Annotated in this window: 13 protein-coding genes and 1 tRNA gene; 7 read left to right on the forward strand and 7 right to left on the reverse strand. The window is 64.3% G+C overall.

What is annotated here, in order from left to right:
* The 6 genes from BLT50_RS17605 to BLT50_RS17630 all read left to right on the forward strand — a co-directional run.
* The coding region (locus tag BLT50_RS17605; protein WP_207545791.1) for an EF-Tu C-terminal domain-related protein at nucleotides 1-95 on the forward strand (95 nt) is incomplete at its 5' end.
* Nucleotides 96-447: 352 nt separating this feature from the next.
* Entirely contained in the window at nucleotides 448-1,296 is an 849-nt protein-coding gene (locus BLT50_RS17610; protein ID WP_245723446.1) for an HTD2 family dehydratase, read from the forward strand.
* Nucleotides 1,293-2,534 carry a CoA transferase gene (locus tag BLT50_RS17615; RefSeq protein ID WP_090030431.1) on the forward strand — a complete coding sequence of 414 codons (1,242 nt, stop codon included), beginning with the start codon at nucleotides 1,293-1,295 and terminating at the stop codon, nucleotides 2,532-2,534. Before BLT50_RS17610 ends, BLT50_RS17615 begins: the two co-directional genes overlap by 4 nt.
* Nucleotides 2,535-2,642: 108 nt before the next feature.
* Nucleotides 2,643-3,701, forward strand: a complete 1,059-nt coding sequence (locus BLT50_RS17620) for a GSCFA domain-containing protein (protein WP_090030434.1) — start codon at nucleotides 2,643-2,645, stop codon at nucleotides 3,699-3,701.
* On the forward strand, nucleotides 3,685-4,431 hold the full coding sequence (locus BLT50_RS17625; protein WP_090030436.1) for a hypothetical protein: 747 nt from the start codon (nucleotides 3,685-3,687) through the stop codon (nucleotides 4,429-4,431). The genes BLT50_RS17620 and BLT50_RS17625 overlap by 17 nt, the downstream gene beginning before the upstream one ends.
* 72 nt (nucleotides 4,432-4,503) lie before the next feature.
* Nucleotides 4,504-4,579 (forward strand) — tRNA-Trp (locus BLT50_RS17630).
* A 113-nt stretch (nucleotides 4,580-4,692) separates the two neighbouring features.
* On the opposite strand, the gene BLT50_RS17635 is transcribed toward BLT50_RS17630, so the two are convergent.
* From BLT50_RS17635 to xdhA, 7 genes are read right to left on the reverse strand one after another with little or no spacing between them, the layout of a single operon-like run.
* The gene (locus BLT50_RS17635) at nucleotides 4,693-5,766 is read right to left on the reverse strand and encodes a BMP family ABC transporter substrate-binding protein (protein ID WP_090030438.1); all 1,074 of its coding nucleotides are present in this window, start codon (nucleotides 5,764-5,766) and stop codon (nucleotides 4,693-4,695) included.
* 33 nt (nucleotides 5,767-5,799) lie between these two features.
* Nucleotides 5,800-6,720, reverse strand: coding sequence for an ABC transporter permease (locus BLT50_RS17640; RefSeq protein ID WP_090030441.1), 921 nt, complete (start codon nucleotides 6,718-6,720; stop codon nucleotides 5,800-5,802).
* Between the two features lies 1 nt (nucleotide 6,721).
* Nucleotides 6,722-7,804, reverse strand: a complete 1,083-nt coding sequence (locus BLT50_RS17645; RefSeq protein WP_090030443.1) for an ABC transporter permease — start codon at nucleotides 7,802-7,804, stop codon at nucleotides 6,722-6,724.
* A gap of 33 nt (nucleotides 7,805-7,837) precedes the next feature.
* A complete protein-coding gene (locus tag BLT50_RS17650) occupies nucleotides 7,838-9,355 on the reverse strand; it encodes an ABC transporter ATP-binding protein (protein WP_090030445.1) in 1,518 nt (505 codons plus the stop codon).
* Nucleotides 9,352-10,365, reverse strand: a complete 1,014-nt coding sequence (gene xdhC, locus BLT50_RS17655; RefSeq protein ID WP_090030446.1) for a xanthine dehydrogenase accessory protein XdhC — start codon at nucleotides 10,363-10,365, stop codon at nucleotides 9,352-9,354. The genes BLT50_RS17650 and xdhC overlap by 4 nt, the downstream gene beginning before the upstream one ends.
* Entirely contained in the window at nucleotides 10,355-12,700 is a 2,346-nt protein-coding gene (gene xdhB, locus BLT50_RS17660; RefSeq protein WP_090030448.1) for a xanthine dehydrogenase molybdopterin binding subunit, read from the reverse strand. Before xdhB ends, xdhC begins: the two co-directional genes overlap by 11 nt.
* Nucleotides 12,697-14,067, reverse strand: coding sequence for a xanthine dehydrogenase small subunit (gene xdhA / locus BLT50_RS17665; RefSeq protein ID WP_090030450.1), 1,371 nt, complete (start codon nucleotides 14,065-14,067; stop codon nucleotides 12,697-12,699). The genes xdhB and xdhA overlap by 4 nt, the downstream gene beginning before the upstream one ends.
* A gap of 220 nt (nucleotides 14,068-14,287) precedes the next feature.
* On the opposite strand from xdhA, the gene dnaE reads away from it, so the two are divergent.
* On the forward strand, nucleotides 14,288-17,794 hold the full coding sequence (dnaE, locus tag BLT50_RS17670) for a DNA polymerase III subunit alpha (RefSeq protein WP_090030452.1): 3,507 nt from the start codon (nucleotides 14,288-14,290) through the stop codon (nucleotides 17,792-17,794).
* Nucleotides 17,795-17,813: the final 19 nt, after the last annotated feature.

Here is a 17,813-nt window from a genome sequence, read left to right on the forward strand (position 1 = left end):
TCGCTCCGATCGCCATGGAAGACGGTCTGCGCTTCGCCATCCGCGAAGGCGGCCGCACCGTCGGCGCCGGCGTCGTCTCGAAAATCATCGAGTAATCCGGTCCCAACCGGAAACACGGAAAAGGCCGCTGGTGACAGCGGCCTTTTTCTTTTGTCCGCGACCGCGCGCAGGGATGACAGATTCCGTATCCCTTTGCACACAACGCCCGGTTTTCCGGCATACGATTGTATTCGCGCAAAGTATGAGCGGATTATCGCGTTGCAGGCGGGGTTGCTGCGCGTGCGAAAGGATCGCGTTTTTTCGATATGTTTTCAATGCACCACGGTCCAGGTGCAGGTGCAGCATGGCGGTTCGGTATATCACGGTATACAGCTAAGTCATTAAAAATACTTGATTTTTTGTTGCGCTGCGGGGCTTTTGGAGGGTGACTTCCAAGGGAGGAGCGCAATGGACCAGATCAATGTGAAGGCCTGGGAAGGCCGCAGCCGCACCGAGCAGGGTGGCGTGACGCCCCTGATGGCCGCGCAAATTCATGCGACGCTTGGATCGCCGCGCAACCGCTCTCCGAAATCCGGCGATGCACTGCCTCCGCTCTGGCATTGGTGCGCCTTCCCGCCGACGGCCCCGATGGCCGAACTGGGGCGTGACGGCCACCCGGCAACCGGTGGCTTCCTGCCCAAGCTGCGCCTCGATCGCCGGATGTGGGCCGGCGGCAGCCTGAACTTCTATGCGCCCTTGCGCGTCGGCGAAGTGATGGAGCGGCGCTCGTCGATCCGGTCCGTGGTGGAAAAGGACGGCAAGGCCGGGCCGATGGTGTTCGTCACCGTCGATCATGCGATCTATGGTGAGCGCGGCCTTGCGGTCGAAGAACGCCAGGACATCGTCTATCTCGCGATCCCCGACAGCTACACGCCGCCGAAAAAGCTGCCGGTGCCGGACAAGCCGGTTCTGCACAACGTGGTGCCGATGTCGGAAACCCTGTTGTTCCGCTATTCCGCCGTCACTTTCAATGCGCATCGCATCCACTATGACCTGGCCTATGCGCAGGAGGTCGAGCACTACCCCGGCCTTGTCGTGCACGGACCGTTGCAGGCGACGCTGCTGATGCAGGCGGCCTGCGATCACATGGGGCGCCGCCCGGTGCAGTTCGACTTTCGCGGTGTGCATCCGATGTTCCATGGCGAGGCGCTCGACATCATGGCGGTCGAGGACGAGGACGGCAGCCTGAGCCTGTGCACCGGGCAGAACGGCCATCAGGGCATGCAGGCCACGGCCATCTGGGAGGGCACGGTATGACCCAGCTTCTCAAGGGGATGCGCGTGGTCGAGGGATCGGCCTTTGTCGCGGTGCCGCTGGCGGGCATGACGCTGGCGCAGATGGGGGCCGAGGTCATCCGCTTCGATCGCATTGGCGGCGGGCTGGACGCCAACCGCCTGCCTGTCGCGCCTTCGGGGCAAAGCCTGTTCTGGGCTGGCCTGAACAAGGGCAAGAAATCCATTGCCGTCGACATGAAATCCGCCGAGGGACGCGAGTTGGTGACGCGGATCGTCACCGCCCCTGGCGAGGATGCGGGCTTGTTCCTGACAAACCTGCGGGTGCGCGGATGGATGGATTACGAAACGCTCAGCCAGTTCCGGGACGATCTGATCATGGTCACCCTGACAGGCGACCGCCACGGCCGCCCGCAAGTGGACTATACCGTCAATCCCGCGCTTGGCATCCCCGACATCACCGGTCCCGAAGGCCACGCCGACCCGGTGGCCAACGCCCTGCCGGCGTGGGATTGCATTGCAGGCAATATGTGTGTCTCGGCCCTGCTGGCAGCCGAACGGCACCGGTTGCGGCATGGAAACGGACAGGACGTGGAAATCGCGCTCAAGGACGTGGCGGCGGCGATGCTGGGCAATCTCGGGATGATCGGCGATGCCGTCCTTAACGAAGAACAACGGGGCAAATCCGGCAATGCGCTTTATGGCGCATACGGGCAGGATTTCCTTTGTGCCGACGGCAAGCGCGTGATGGTGATCGGGCTGACCGAACGGCAGTGGAAGGGGCTGGTCAGCGCAACCGGAACGACCGACGCGATGGCGCGTCTGGCCGCCCGCAAGGGGCGCGACCTGATGGACGAAGCCGTGCGCTGGGAACTGCGCCACGAGATCACCGACATCCTGCGCCCGTTCTTTGCCACGCGCCGGGTCGACGATTTCGCGGTGGATTTTAACAAGGCTGGCCTGACCTGGTCACAGTTCCGCACAGTGAAAGAGGCCGTGGCCGAAGACCCGGACCTGTCGATGGACAACCCGATCTTCTCGATGCTGGACCAGCCGGGATTGGGGCGGTTCCCGGTGCCGGGCACCCCGATGAACTTTTCGGCTGCACCCCGCACTGAACCGCAGCCTGCGCCCGCGCTCGGGATGCATACCGAAGAAATCCTGGGCGATGTCGTGGGGATGTGCGACACCGAGATCGCGCGGCTTTTCGACAAGGGTGTGGTTCAAAGTCCCCGGTTTGCTGCACCGCTTGCAGCGGAATAGATGCTTGGCCGGCGCGGATAGTTGAACGGCTAAACGGCCTCTGCTAGCGTTTTCGCAACGAAAACGGGGCAAAACCCCGCGCAAACGGTTCACAGAGGCGACCGGCAGATGAGCAACCCGTATTCCTCGCTTGGGTCCGAGGCTTTTTGGCGTCCGGCAGTGGCCGAGGCCGGAGCGCATGGCCTGACTGGTCTTTGGAACCCGAAATTCCGCATTCGCCCCCGCGACCGGATCGTGACCGCCGGAAGCTGTTTCGCCCAGCATATCGGCCGCGCGCTCGGCGCGCGTGGGTATCAGTGGCACGATGCGGAACCCGCGCCCCCCTTCATGACGGACGAGGATGCGCGGCGGTTCAACTATGGCATATTCAGTTTTCGCACCGGGAACATCTATACGCCCAAGATGCTGTTGCAGTGGCTGCAACTGGCCTTTGGCACGGGTGAGGTGCCGGACGAGGTTTGGGAACAGGACGGACGTTTCTACGACCCGTTGCGCCCCGTGATCGAACCGGACGGGTTTGCAAGCGAAAAGGAACTGCGCACCGCGCGCGAGGCGACGCTGGCCGCGCTGCGGGATGCCGTGCGCAGCGCCGATATCTTCGTCTTTACGCTGGGCCTGACGGAAAGTTGGGAAAACGCCGAAACCGGCCTGCAATACGCGCTGTGCCCCGGCACGGTAAAGGGGGCCGCCTTCGATCCGGACCGCCATGTGTTCCGCAATGGCGGGTTCCGCGCGCTCTACAAGGAACTGCAACAGGCAATGCGCCTGATGCGGGCCGAGAATGCCGGGCTAAAGGTTCTGCTGACCGTGTCGCCGGTGCCGTTGACGGCCACCGCATCGGGGCAGCATGTTCTGACAGCCACCACCTATTCCAAGTCGGTGCTGCGCGCGATCGCCGGCCAGATGGTCACCGAACTGAAATTTGTCGATTATTTCCCGTCCTACGAAATCATCACGCACCCGGTTTTCCGTGGCATGTTCTTTGCACCCAACATGCGCAGCGTTGAAAAGGCCGGGGTGGATACCGTGATGACACATTTCTTTGCCGATCAGGCCCGCGTTTTCGGTGCGCCCAAGATGCCAAAGCGCAAGAAAGCGGCGGCCAAGCCCGCGCGCGTTGACGAACTCGCATGCGAAGAGGAGCTTTTAGGTGCCTTCGCGAAGTAAACGGCTCTGCGTTTTCGGCGACAGCCATATCGGCAGTCTGCGCAAGGCGCTGGATGCGGGGCTTATCAAGCCTGCGGGTTTCGATATCGAGTTCTGGGGCGCCACGGGCCCGCAATTTCGCCAGATCGACATAATCGACGGCGTTGTGCGTCCCACCAGCCCGCAAGCGGCGGAAATGGTCGCCCAGGTCAACGGGCAGGGCCGCGAGGCGCTGGCGCCGGGGGATTTCGATATCTACCTGTTCTTCGGCGCACGTTTGCGGATGGCCGATTTCATGCCGCCCTACCTGCAACGGTTGCGCGATCCGCAGAACGGCATAAGCGCGGCGGTGCTGCAAGCGGGCGCCAGGGGGTTTCTTGCCGACAGGCGCATGGCCAGGATCGCACGCAATTTCGGCGCCTCGGGCAAGTCGCGTGTTTTCTTTGCGCCCGCCCCGCTCTGGACGTGGGGCGTGCAGGGCAATGCCGCCGCGCAGAAGCTGGCCGATGACTATCCCCTTGCGGCCGATGCCGGAAAACCCGATCGCGCTGCGATCTGGTCGGCGTTCGAGCAGATACTCGAACCCGATGGCGTGACGCTTCTGCGCCAGCCCGAAGAGACGATCATCAGGGGTATCTTCACCGATCCGAAATACGCCGTCGAAGGCGCGCAGGACAGCGGCGATATCGGTCATAAATCGGCCGAATACGCTGCGCTTGTGTTCAAGTCATTCCTGAAGGCCGCGAAATAGAGACGCTGCGGAAAAGGTGCGAAAATCGCCCTTGATTTCGGACAGGCGGCATCGTATCCGTCACCCCGGCCTAGGGGTATAGCTCAGCTGGTAGAGCGACGGTCTCCAAAACCGTAGGTCGCGGGTTCGAGCCCTGCTGCCCCTGCCAATCCTTCCTTCCGATCTTTGCGTGATGCGAAAGGCGTGCTTTTCGACGCTTGGCGCCGCCAATGAAAAAGGCCCGCCGGTTGGGCGGGCCTTTCGGGGTTCTTGGCGAACCGATTATTGCGGGATGTCGCCTTCGATACCTTCGACGTAGAAGTTCATGCCCAGCAGGGTGCCGTCGTCGGCCACTTCGCCATCCGCCAGCCATGCGCTGCCGTCCTGCTTGTTCAGCGGGCCGGTGAAGGGGTGGTATTCACCCTTCGCGATGGCGTCTTTCAGTGCCAGCGCCTCGGCCTTCACGTCGGCGGGAACCGCATCCGAGATCTCGCCGATGCCGACCATGCCGGGGGCGATCCCGTCCCAGGTGTCGGTCGATTCCCATGTGCCGTCGATAACCGCCTGGGTGCGCGCGATGTAGTAGGGCGCCCAGTTGTCGATGATCGAGCTGACTCGCGGCATCGGCGCGTATTCACCCATGTCCGATGCCTGGCCAAAGGTGATGACGTTGCCGGCGGCTTGTGCGGCAGCCTGCGGCGCGGTCGAGTCGGTGTGCTGCAGAACCACGTCGGCGCCTTGTTCGATCAGCACCTTGGCGGCGTCCGCTTCTTTTGCGGGGTCGAACCAGGTGTAGGCCCAGACGATCTTGAACTGGACATCCGGGTTGGCCTTGCGGGCGTGGATAAAGGCCGAGTTGATGCCGCGAATGACCTCGGGGATCGGGTAGGATCCGATATAGCCCACGATGTTCGACTTGGTCATCTTGCCGGCGATATGGCCCTGGATGGCGCGGCCTTCATAGAAACGGGCCGAGTAGGTCGACACGTTGTCCGCGCGCTTGTAGCCGGTGGCATGTTCGAATTTCACGTTCGGGAATTTCTGCGCCACGTTGATCGTCGGGTCCATGTAGCCGAACGAAGTCGTAAAGATCAGGTCGGCACCTTCCAGCGCCATCTGGGTCATCACGCGCTCGGCGTCCGGGCCTTCGGGCACGGATTCGACAAAGACGGTTTCGACCTTGTCGCCGAAATGCTCTTCCACGGCCAGGCGGCCCTGGTTGTGTTCATAGGTCCATCCGCCGTCGCCGACCGGGCCGACATAGACAAAACCGACCTTGGTCTTGTCCTGCGCCATGGCCGTGGTGGCCAGGCCCAGTGCTACGGCAGCTGTTGCCAGAAGCTTGGTGAATTGCATGTAAGGTTCCCCCTAGTGGTTGGTGTTTTGGCCTCATTGCGAGGCATGGAAAGACCGGCCGAGAGAAGCAGGCGCGCTGCTTTTATCAGCCGACATGATGACGAGCACGAGGATCGTGATCAGATAGGGCGACATTGCCAAGTATTCGACGGGAATGGCAACACCGGCGGCTTGCAGGTTCAACTGTATGACGGTGACCCCGCCGAAAAGATAGGCACCCAGCATCACGCGCCAGGGCTTCCAGCTTGCGAAGACGACCAGCGCCAGCGCGATCCAGCCGATACCCGCCGTCATCCCCTCGGTCCACTGCGGAACGCGGATCAGGCTGATATAGGCCCCGCCAAGGCCTGCGCAGGCGCCGCCGAACATGATGGCCAGGATGCGGATGCGCACCACCTTGTAGCCAAGCGCATGGGCCGCGTCGTGGTTTTCGCCCACCGCCCGCAGAACCAGGCCGGCGCGCGTGTTCTTGAGCACCCACCAGACCGCGACGACCAGCGCGATCCCGAAATAGACGACGATATCGTGGCGGAACAGGATCGGCCCCAGCACCGGGATATCGGACAGAAGCGGAATTTCCAGCCGCGGAAAGGGTGGGGGCTTGATCCCCTGGTACCCCTGTCCGATCAGCGCCGACAGACCCAGCCCGAACAGCGTCAGGGAAAGGCCCGATGCGACCTGGTTTGCCAGCGCGAACTGGGTGAGTATCGCAAACAGCAGCGACAGTGCCGCCCCACCGGCCGCGGCGGCGAACAGGCCCAGGATCGGCGATCCCGTGTTCACCGCGATGGCAAAGCCGCAGATCGCGCCGGTGATCATCATCCCCTCGACCCCAAGGTTCAGAACGCCCGCCTTTTCCACCACCAATTCGCCCGTGGCGGCCAGCAGCAGCGGCGTTGCCATGACCATCAGAGAGGCCAGCAGCAGGATCGGGTTGATCGAGCTGAAATCCATCTTACGCCACCTCTCGTTTCGTCCAGCGGATGCGGTAATTCGTGGTCACGTCGACCGCCAGAAGGAAAAACAGCAACATCCCCTGGAACACCTGGATCGCCGCGGCAGGCAGCCCCAGTTTGGATTGCGCGATCTCGCCCCCGATATAGGTCAGCGCCATCAGCGCCCCGGCCAGTAGGATGCCCACCGGGTGCAACCGGCCAAGAAAGGCGACGATGATAGCGGTAAACCCGTAGCCCACGTTGAAATCGATGCTGACCTGCCCCGACGGGCCGGAAACTTCGAACAATCCGGCCATTCCCGCCAGCGCCCCGGCCGTACCAAGGCAGAACAGGATCAGCCGCGCGGGGTTCACCCCGGCGAACCGCGCGGCCTTGGGGGACTCGCCGGTCAGGCGGATGTGAAAGCCCAGAATGTGACGGTTGAGCAGTATGTAGGTCAGGATCACGGCGATGAACGCAGCGACAACGCCCCAATGCATGCTCGTCCCTGCGATCAGCTCGGCATTATGCGCGCTGGGATATTGCTGCAGGTTACGGCTGCCCGGAAAGCCGAAGCCTTCGGGGTTTTTCAAAAGCCCCAGCGACATCGAGGCGAGCAATTGCTCGGCCACGTAGACCAGCATGAGCGAGACGAGGATTTCGTTCGTACCGAACCGCACCTTCAGCAATGCCGGAATCATCGCCCAGGCCCAACCGCCAAGCGCGCCTGCCAGGACCATAAGCGGAAAGATGAACCACGCCTCCAGCGGGTAAAAGGCCAGGGCCACGCCGGCCCCGCACAATGCGCCGATGATGTACTGCCCTTCGGCCCCGATGTTCCAGATCCCCGCCTTGAACCCCAGGCTCAGCCCGATGGCGATCAGAACCAGCGGCGCGCCCTTCACCAACAGCTGCGGGCGGTAGTAAAAGGCGAATTCGGAAAACAGCGGCTCCCAGAAAATCGTGCGGATCGACAGGATCGGATCCTTGCCCAGAAAGGCAAACAGCGCCGCGCCTGCCAGCATCGTCAACAACACCGCCACAAGCGGCGTCAGGTACGTCCACATACGCGACGGCTGCGGGCGCTTTTCCAGTTTCAGCATCCCACGGCCCTCCCGTTTCCGCCTGTTTGCAGGTCACACATGGGCCACCTCCATCCCGTGCGCGCCGCCCATCATCAGGCCGATCTCGTCCACGCTCAGATCCTGGGCCGGGCGGATATCGCTCAGACGGCCTTCGTTCAGTGCGCCGAAGCGGTCGCTGATCTCCATCAGTTCGTCCAGATCCTGGCTGATCACAAGCACCGCGGTGCCCTGGCCCGCAAGATCCAGCAGCGCCTGTCGGATCGCGGCCGCGGCACTGGCATCCACGCCCCATGTGGGCTGGTTCACCACCAGCACTTCGGGGCGCTGCATGACCTCGCGGCCGATCACGAATTTCTGCAGGTTGCCGCCCGACAGCGCGCGTGCGGCGGTGCCGGGGCCGGGGGTGCGCACGTCGAAGCGGGCGATCACGGCTTCGGCAAAGTCGCGCGCCTTGCCCCATTTCAGGAACCCGTTGGACACCAGCCCCTCGCGCTGGGCGCCGGTCAGGGCGGCGTTTTCCGTCAGGCTCATGTCCGGGGCGGCGGCGTGGCCCAGGCGTTCCTCGGGTGCGGTCAGCAGGCCAAGCTGCCGCCTTGCATTGGGCCCGAGCCGGCCGATGGGTTGCCCTTTCAGCTTGATCGAGTCCGGGTCCGATCGCAGTTCGCCGGAAAGCGCTGCCAGCAATTCGTCCTGCCCGTTGCCCGCCACGCCGCCCAGCCCCAGGATTTCGCCCGCGCGTAAGGTGAGGTGCAGGTTCCTGAGCGACGTGCCGAACTCCGACGGGCTCTTGACCGACAAGCCGGTGATATCCAGCGCCACGTCGCCCAACTCGCGCGGGGCGCGCTCGGGTGCCTGAAAGGCGCTGCCGACCATCATTTCCGCCATTTCGCGGGCGGTGGTTTCGGCCGGTACGCAGGTGCCCACATTCTTGCCCAGCCGCAGGATCGTGGCCTGGTCGCACAACGCGCGGATCTCTTCCAGCTTGTGGCTGATATACAGGATCGCCACGCCTTCGGCCGTCAGCTTGCGCAGGGTCTGGAACAGGATCTCGACCTCTTGCGGGGTCAACACGCTGGTGGGTTCGTCCATGATCAAAAGGCGCGGATCCTGCAGAAGGCAGCGAATGATCTCGACCCGCTGCCGCTCGCCCGCGCTCAGATCGCCCACCGTGCGGTAAGGGTCGATCGGCAGGCCGTAGGTTTCGCTGACCTCGCGGATGCGCGCGGCCAGGTCGCGCATCGCCGGCGGGTTTTCCATGCCAAGGGCGATGTTCTCTGCCACGTTCAGCGCGTCGAACAGCGAAAAATGCTGGAACACCATCGCAACGCCTGCAGCGCGCGCCGCGCGCGGTTCGCTCGGCGTGTAAGGCGCGCCGCGCAGGGTCATCGTGCCGCTGTCAGGCTTCACCAGGCCATAGATCATCTTGACCAGGGTGGATTTCCCGGCGCCGTTTTCCCCAAGAAGGGCGTGAACCTCGCCCTCGTGAATGGTGAAGGACACGTTGTCGTTGGCAACGACACCCGGATAGGCCTTTGTCAGGCCCTCGATGGTCAAAAGAGTTTCCGTCACCCCGTTGCCGTCCTTTCGCTTCCGCGGTCTTGGCGCCGCGCTTTTCCAACTATCCCCGCTGCCACCCCGATGGCAATGGCCTGCGGGTGTTTGCCAAGGCCCGGATCGCCGATCGGGCAGGCGATGCGCGCGATTTGGGCAGGCGCGTGGCCGAGCTCGGCCAACCGCTTGCGAAACCGGGTCCATTTCGTTTTCGACCCGATCAGACCGGCACTGGCAAAGCCGTTTCGAAGGGCGGCGTCACACAGCGCCAGGTCAAGCGCGTGGCTGTAGGTCAGGATCAGGTGATGCGCATCGGCCGGGGCATGTGCCATCAGCCGTGCAGGATCGGTGGCGGGGACAACCTCGATCCCGGCGGGAATGCTGCCGGGAAACCGCGCCTGATCGGTATCGACCCAGGTGATCGCGATCTCGGGCAGGGGGGCCAGCACATCGGCAATGGCACGGCCCACATGGCCGGCGCCCCATATCCAGACCGGAACCGTCGGGCGCAAGACAGGCTCGATCATCCAGCCATCCAGCAATTGCGGCGCCGGCTGCGCGCCCCGTGCCCGCGCGCGGTCCAGCACACGCCGCACCGAAAGAGGTATCTCTGCCGGCGCATCGACCGGGCGCAGAACGAGCCCGTCCTTCATCTTGCCGGAAATACTCTCGGGGGGGGCGGCGCAGCCGCGGGGGGCAGACAGCCCCCCTTCCCAGGCATCCAGCCGCGCGGCGTCGAACACCTCGCGCAGCAGCGTCACGGACCCGCCGCAGCACTGCCCCAGGTCCGGCCCCAGCGCATGGTGGCTCAACCTGTCCTGGCTTGTGGCCAGCGCCGCGCGGGCGTCTCGCGCCGCCGCGTATTCCAGCGCACCGCCGCCTATGGTGCCGGATTGGCCCTCGGCCCAGACCAGCATCGCGGCGCCCACCTCGCGGGGGGAAGACCCTGCGACCCGCGCGATCACAACACGGGCGACCTTGCCGTGGGCCGCAACCGCGGTGCGGAGCTGTGAAAGATCAAAGCTCACCGCGCATCCTCCGTATTGCGTGCAGGACACGCTCGGGTGTTGCGGGTGCATCCAGCGCGGGATAGCCCGTGCCACATGCCGCCACTGCGTCCGACAGCGCCATCAGCGCCGAGATGCCCAGCATGAAGGGCGGCTCACCCACCGCCTTGGAGCGATAGATCGTCGCCGCCGGGTTTGGCTGATTCCACAAATCGACATTGAACAACGGCGGCGTGTCGGATGCGGCAGGGATCTTGTAGGTCGACGGCGCGTGGGTGCGCAGCCGGCCCTTGTCGTCCCAGACCAGCTCTTCCATCGTCAGCCAGCCCGCGCCCTGCACATACCCGCCTTCGATCTGGCCGATATCCAGTGCCGGGTTCAGGCTGGCGCCCGCGTCGTGCAGGATGTCGGTGCGCAGGATGCGGTATTCGCCGCTCAGCGTGTCGACCGCCACCTCGGTAATGGCCGCGCCATGCGCGAAATAGAAAAACGGCCGGCCCCGGCCCCGTGCGCGGTCCCATGACAGGTCCGGCGTCTTGTAGAACCCGGTGGCCGACAGGCTGACACGGGCGAAATACGCGCTTTGCACCGCTTCGGCAAAGCTCAGATCGGTCGCGCCCACATGCACCCGGCCGTCTTCGAACCGTACCGAGCCGGGCGATGCCTGGTGCGTTTCGGCCAAATGCGCGGCGATCCGGTCGCGGATCGTTTCGCAGGCGGCAAGAGCGGCCATGCCGTTCAGGTCCGATCCGCTGGATGCGGCGGTGGCCGAGGTGTTCGGCACCTTGGCGGTGTCGGTCGCGGTGATGCGCACGGCGTCCATCGATACGCCAAAGGCGCTGGCGGCGACCTGGGCGACCTTCTGGTTCAGGCCCTGGCCCATCTCGGTGCCGCCGTGGTTCAGATGGATCGACCCGTCCTGGTAGACATGGACCAGCGCGCCCGCCTGGTTCAGGTGCGTCAGGGTAAAAGATATGCCGAACTTGACCGGGGTCAGCGCGATGCCGCGTTTCAGGATGGGGTTGGCGGCGTTCCAGTCTCGCACCGCCTGCCGCCGCGCCGCGTAATCGGCGCGCCCGGCCAGCGCATCGGTCATCTCATGCAGCAGGAAATCGGTCACTTCCATGCCGTAGGGCGTGATGTTGCGGGCGTCTGCAATTGCCGGCGAATGTGGCCCCGCATAGCGGTGCCCGGTGCCCGGCCCGCGCGGCGTGGCGGGGGCATAGTAATTCACCCGCCGCACCTCCAGAGGATCGCGGCCCAGCTCGTGGGCGATATGGTCCATCACCCGCTCGATCCCGACCATGCCCTGCGGTCCGCCAAATCCGCGAAAGGCGGTGGCGCTCTGGGTGTTCGTGCGCAGCCGGTGGCTTTCGATCCGCACCGCAGGCAGGAAATACGCGTTGTCGGCATGCAGCATGGCACGGTCCGCCACGGGCAGGGTCAGATCCTGCGCCCATCCGCCCCGCGTCATCTGCGTGAAGGCCACACCGGTCAACCGGCCGTCGCCGTCGAACCCCGCGCTGTAATCGATACGGAAATCGTGGCGTTTGCCCGTGATCACCATGTCGTCGTCGCGGTCATAGCGCATCTTGCAGGGCCGGCCCGTGGCGTGCGCGGCCACGGCACATGCCACGGCCAGAGCGTTGCCCTGGCTTTCCTTGCCGCCGAACCCTCCGCCCATACGGCGCGTTTCGATGCGCACCTTGTGCATGGGCACGCCCAATGCCTCGGCCACCTTGTGCTGGATTTCGGTCGGGTGCTGGGTCGAGCTGTGGACCAGCATGTCCCCGTCTTCGCCCGGCAGGGCCAGCGCGGCCTGGCTTTCAAGATAGAAATGCTCCTGCCCGCCCATCTCGATACGGCCTTCGATGCGGTGCGGGGCGGTGGTGAGCGCGGCCTCCACATCGCCGCGCGCCCATGTGATCGGCCCGCCTTCGAAATAGCTGTTCGCAGCCATTGCATCTTCGATCGTCAGCAACGGCGCGGCCTCGTCATAGGTGATCCGCCCCAGCCTTGCGGCGCGCCGGGCCGCGTGGTGGCTGTCTGCGACGACGACAAAGATCGGCTGGCCCACGTAATGCACGCTGCCATCGCTCAATAGCGGCTCGTCATGGATCGAGGGCGAGACATCGTTGGCAAAGGGCAGGTCATCCGCGGTGATAACCGTGACCACACCGGGGGCAGCACGCACCGCCGACAGGTCCATCGCCGTGATGCGCCCGGCGGCGATTGAACTGAGGCCGAAACACAGGTGCAGCGTGCCGGACGGCACGGGGATGTCATCGACATACCGCGCCTGGCCCGTCACGTGCAGCGGCGCGGAATCGTGGGGCAGGGGTTTTGCGACGCTCATGCCTGCACCCTCCGCACATCGGTTTCGGCGCCTGACAGGTCATGAAAATACCGCATCAGCAGGTTGCGGGCCGTTGTCAGGCGGTAATCGGCACTTGCGCGCATGTCGGAAAGCGGCGTGAAATCCTGCGCCCAGGCATCCTGCGCGGCATGGATCGTCGCTTCGCTCCAGGGCTGGCCGGTCAGGGCCTGCTCGACCTGGGTCGCGCGCTTCGGCGTTCCGGCCATGCCGCCGAACGCGATGCGCGCCGTTTGCACGGTGCCGTCCGCGACCTCGATGTTGAAGCAGCCCAGCAGCGCCGAGATGTCCTGGTCGAAGCGTTTCGAGATCTTGTAGCAGCGCAGCGCAGGCGCGTGTTCGGGCAGGCTGACCGCCTCGACGAACTCGCCCGGCGCGCGGTCCTGTTTGCCATAATCGACAAAGAAATCCTCGACCGGCATATCGCGCCTTGCATCGCCCCGGCGCAGATGCAGAACGGCCCCCAGCGCGATCAGCGCCGGCGGGTTGTCCCCGATGGGCGAGCCGTTGGCGATATTGCCCCCGATCGTCGCCGCCGCGCGCACCTGGGCGGATCCATAGCGCCGGATCATGCCCGCATAGGACGGGTGATGTGCCTCCATCAGCGACAGCACACGGTCCATAGTGACGCCCGCGCCAATGCGCAGCATGCCATCCGCCCGTTCGATCCGCTGCAGGTCGGCACACCGGTTCAGAAAGATCGCCGGGCCGATGTCGCGCATCTGTTTCGTCACCCAGAGCCCGACATCCGTCGCACCCGCGATCAGCGTTGCGTCCGGGGTGTCGGCATATAGCCGGGCCAGGTCGTCGGCGGTTTCGGGCTGGAAGGCCTGCGGGGGCGCCACCTGCGCCAGAACGCCGGCATCGTCGCGCAGGTGATCCGGCACGGGCGCGTCCTCGGCCGCGCGCGCGGCGCGCAGGATGGGGACATAACCGGTGCAACGGCACAGGTTGCCCGCAAGGGCGGTTTCGTGGTCGGTCTCGCCGTTCAGGTGGTTGACGGCCATCGAGGCAATAAAGCCGGGCGTGCAGAACCCGCACTGGCTGCCATGGTGGTCCACCATCGCCCGTTGCACGGGGTGCAGGCCGCCATCGGGTGCGGCGATCCCTTCGACGGTGCGCAGCGCCTTGCCCTGCAGTTGCGGCAGGAACAGGATGCAGGCATTCAGCGCGCGGGCGCCTTGCGCATCGGTCACCATCACCGTGCATGCGCCGCAATCGCCTTCGTTGCAGCCCTCTTTCGTGGCGGTCAGGCCGCGCGTTTCGCGCAGCCAGTCAAGCGCGGTCATCGTCGGGTCGACGTCGCGCAACTCCACTCTCTCTCCGTTCAGAAGAAAGGTGATATCCATGGGGTGTTAACCTGCCGCCTTACCAGATTTGCCCCGGCTTTTACCGGGGTGCGCGCCCTCGATGCGGCGTAGAAAGCACGCGAATTCCCTGTTGTGGAACCAAGGCTAGGCAAGGCAGGGCGCGCTTGGCAAGAAAAAACGCGCATCGAGGGCGCAGCTTTGCGCCCATTGGTCAGATTCCGGTCTTTTCGCGGGGCACGACCCCACATATTGTGTCGGCATGAGCACCTCTCCGCGATTCATTCATCTCAGGGTCCACACCGAATATTCGCTGCTGGAAGGCGCCGTGCGGCTGAAAAAGCTGCCCGGTCTGTGCGAAGACATGCAGATGCCCGCCGTGGCGGTCACGGATACCAACTCGATGTTTTGCGCGCTGGAGTTTTCCGTCACCGCCAGCGGCGCGGGCATCCAGCCGATTGTCGGCTGCCAGGTCGACCTTACCTATGATGAGCCGCAGCCGGGCCAGCGCCCCAAACCGCCCGCCGGCGTGGTGCTGCTGGCGCAGAACGAAACCGGTTATGAAAACCTGATGCGTCTGTCCACCTGCCTTTATGTGGGCAAGGGTGGCGAAGACCCACAGGTGTCGCTGGAACAACTGGCCGAGTTTTCCGACGGGCTGATCTGCCTGTCAGGTGGGCCGAACGGCCCGGTGGGGATGCTGCTGCAGGAAGGGGCGCGCGACCGTGCCGAGGTGTTGATGCAGCGGCTGGCCGCGATCTATCCCGACCGGCTCTATGTCGAATTGCAACGCCACCCCGAAGAGGGGGGGCTTCCGCAGGCTGAACAGAAAACCGAACGCGGTTTCGTGGAGATGGCCTATGCGATGAACCTGCCGCTGGTGGCGACGAACGATGTCTATTTTCCCAAACCCGACATGTACGAGGCGCATGACGCGCTGATCTGCATCGCCGAAGGCGCCTATGTCGATCAGTCCGAACCGCGCCGCCGCCTGACGCCGCAGCATTATTTCAAGTCGCAGCAGGAGATGGTCACGCTTTTCGCCGACTTGCCCGAAGCGATCGACAACACCGTCGAAATCGCGCGCCGCTGTGCCTACAAGGCCGAAAAGCGCGATCCGATCCTGCCGAAATTCGCCGATGACGAGGTTGAGGAACTGCGCCGCCAGGCAAAAGAGGGGCTGGAGGCGCGGCTCAAGGTCATCCCGCATGCCGCGCCAGTGGAGGAATACGAAAAGCGCCTGGAATTCGAACTGGGCATCATCGAGGGCATGGGCTTTCCGGGTTATTTTCTGATCGTGGCCGACTTCATCAAATGGGCCAAGGAACAGGGCATTCCCGTGGGCCCCGGCCGGGGCTCGGGCGCGGGTAGCCTTGTGGCCTACGCGCTGACGATCACCGACCTTGATCCGCTGCGCTACAGCCTGCTGTTCGAACGCTTTCTGAACCCCGAGCGGGTCAGCATGCCCGACTTCGACATCGACTTCTGCATGGACCGCCGCGAAGAGGTGATCCGCTACGTCCAGGAAAAATACGGCCGCGACAAGGTGGGGCAGATCATCACCTTCGGCGCGCTTTTGTCCAAGGCGGCGGTGCGCGATATCGGGCGGGTTCTGCAAATGCCATATGGCCAGGTCGACCGGCTGTCGAAGCTGATCCCCGTCGAAGGGGTCAAGCCGGTGTCGATCGCCGAGGCGCTGAAGCAGGAGGAACGCCTGCGCCAGGAAGCCCGCAACGAAGAGGTCGTGGACCGCCTGCTCAATTACGGCATGCAGGTCGAGGGGCTGTTGCGCAACGCCTCGACCCACGCGGCCGGCGTGGTCATCGGCGACCGCCCGCTGGACCGTCTGGTCCCGCTCTACCAGGATCCGCGCTCGGACATGCCGGCCACGCAGTTCAACATGAAATGGGTGGAACAGGCCGGGCTGGTGAAGTTCGACTTTCTCGGTCTGAAAACGCTGACCGTCGTGCAGAACGCGGTCGATCTGATCCGCCGGGGTGGGCGGCACCTGCATATCGCGGCGGACGGCACGCAGCTTTACGACCCGCCAGAAGAGGCCGTCGACGATATCGGCGCCATCCCTCTGGATGACGAGGCGACCTACAAGCTTTACGCCAGTGCGAAAACAGTTGCGGTGTTCCAGGTGGAAAGCTCGGGCATGATGGATGCGCTGCGCCGCATGAAACCCACCTGCATCGAGGACATCGTGGCTCTTGTCGCGCTCTATCGTCCGGGTCCGATGGAAAACATCCCCACCTATTGCGAGGTCAAGAACGGGCTCAAGGAGCGCGCCTCGATCCATCCGCTGATCGACCACATCCTCGAGGAAACCCAGGGCATCATCGTCTACCAGGAACAGGTGATGCAGATCGCGCAGGAGATGGCCGGCTACAGCCTTGGCGGCGCGGACCTGCTGCGCCGCGCGATGGGCAAGAAGATCAAGGAGGCGATGGACGCCGAACGCCCGAAATTCGAGGCCGGCGCCGCGGCCAACGGGGTCGAAAAGAAAAAGGCGACCGAGGTTTTCGACCTGCTGGAGAAATTCGCCAACTACGGTTTCAACAAGTCGCACGCCGCGGCCTATGCGGTGGTCAGCTACCAGACTGCGTGGCTCAAGGCGAACCACCCGGTCGAATTCATGGCCGGTGTGATGAACTGCGATATTCACCTCACCGACAAGCTGGCGATCTACGCCGAAGAGGTGCGGCGCGGGCTGGATATCGAAATCGTGCCGCCTTGCGTGAACCGTAGCCTCGAAACCTTCGACGTGCAGGACGGGCGGCTGGTCTATGCGCTGGGCGCGCTCAAGAACGTGGGGCTCGAGGCGATGCGCCTGATCACCGCGGCGCGCGGCGACAAGCCCTTTGCGACGCTGTTCGATTTCGCCCGCCGGGTCGACCTGAAACGCATCGGCAAGCGGCCGCTGGAAATGCTGGCGCGCTCGGGCGCGTTCGACCAGCTCGATCCCAACAGGCGGCGTGTCTTTGACAGCCTCGATGCACTGGTCGGCTATTCCGCCGCCATCCATGAGCAGAAAAGCTCCAGCCAGGTGTCGCTGTTCGGCGAGGCGGGCGACGACCTGCCCGAACCGCGCCTGTCCCCTGCCGAAGACTGGCTGCCGGTCGACCGCCTGGCCGAGGAACACAAGGCCATCGGGTTCTACCTGTCTGGTCATCCGCTTGACGACTACCTGCCCGCGCTCAAGCGCAAGAACGTTCTCACGCTCGAAGAGCTTCAGAAAAAGGCCGAACGCGAAGGCGCGGCAATCGCCAAGGTCGGTGTTCTGGTGTCGGGCCTGCAGGAACGCAAATCGGGCAGGGGCACGCGGTTTTTCCGCATGAACATCTCGGACCCGACCGGCCAGGTCGCGGGCATGGTGATGTTCTGCGACGATTTCGAAGCGACCCGCCAGGTGTTCGAGCAGACCAACCAGGTGGTGATGACGCTCGAGGCGCGGTTCAACGAAGGGCAGTTCGATCCGATGGGCCGATCCGTCGCGCCCATGGACGGGATCGTGGCTGATGCCGGCGCGGCAGGTCTGCGTATATTCGTGGATGACCCCGCCGCCATCGTGCAAGTCGACAACGTGCTTTCTCGGGCGGCCGAAACCGTGCGTGGCGTGGGCAGGGGACCGATCCATTTCTGCCTGCTGAACCCGGACCTGCCCGGCGAGGTCGAGATCGACACCGGCGTCGAATACCCGGTCAATCCGCAGATCAAGGGTGCGATCAGGTCGCTTGCCGGGGTGCTCGAAGTGCAGGAAGTCTAGGCCTGTTTCGGCTGGCCGG

It is taken from the genome of Lutimaribacter saemankumensis, from assembly GCF_900100005.1.
Lineage (GTDB): Bacteria > Pseudomonadota > Alphaproteobacteria > Rhodobacterales > Rhodobacteraceae > Lutimaribacter > Lutimaribacter saemankumensis.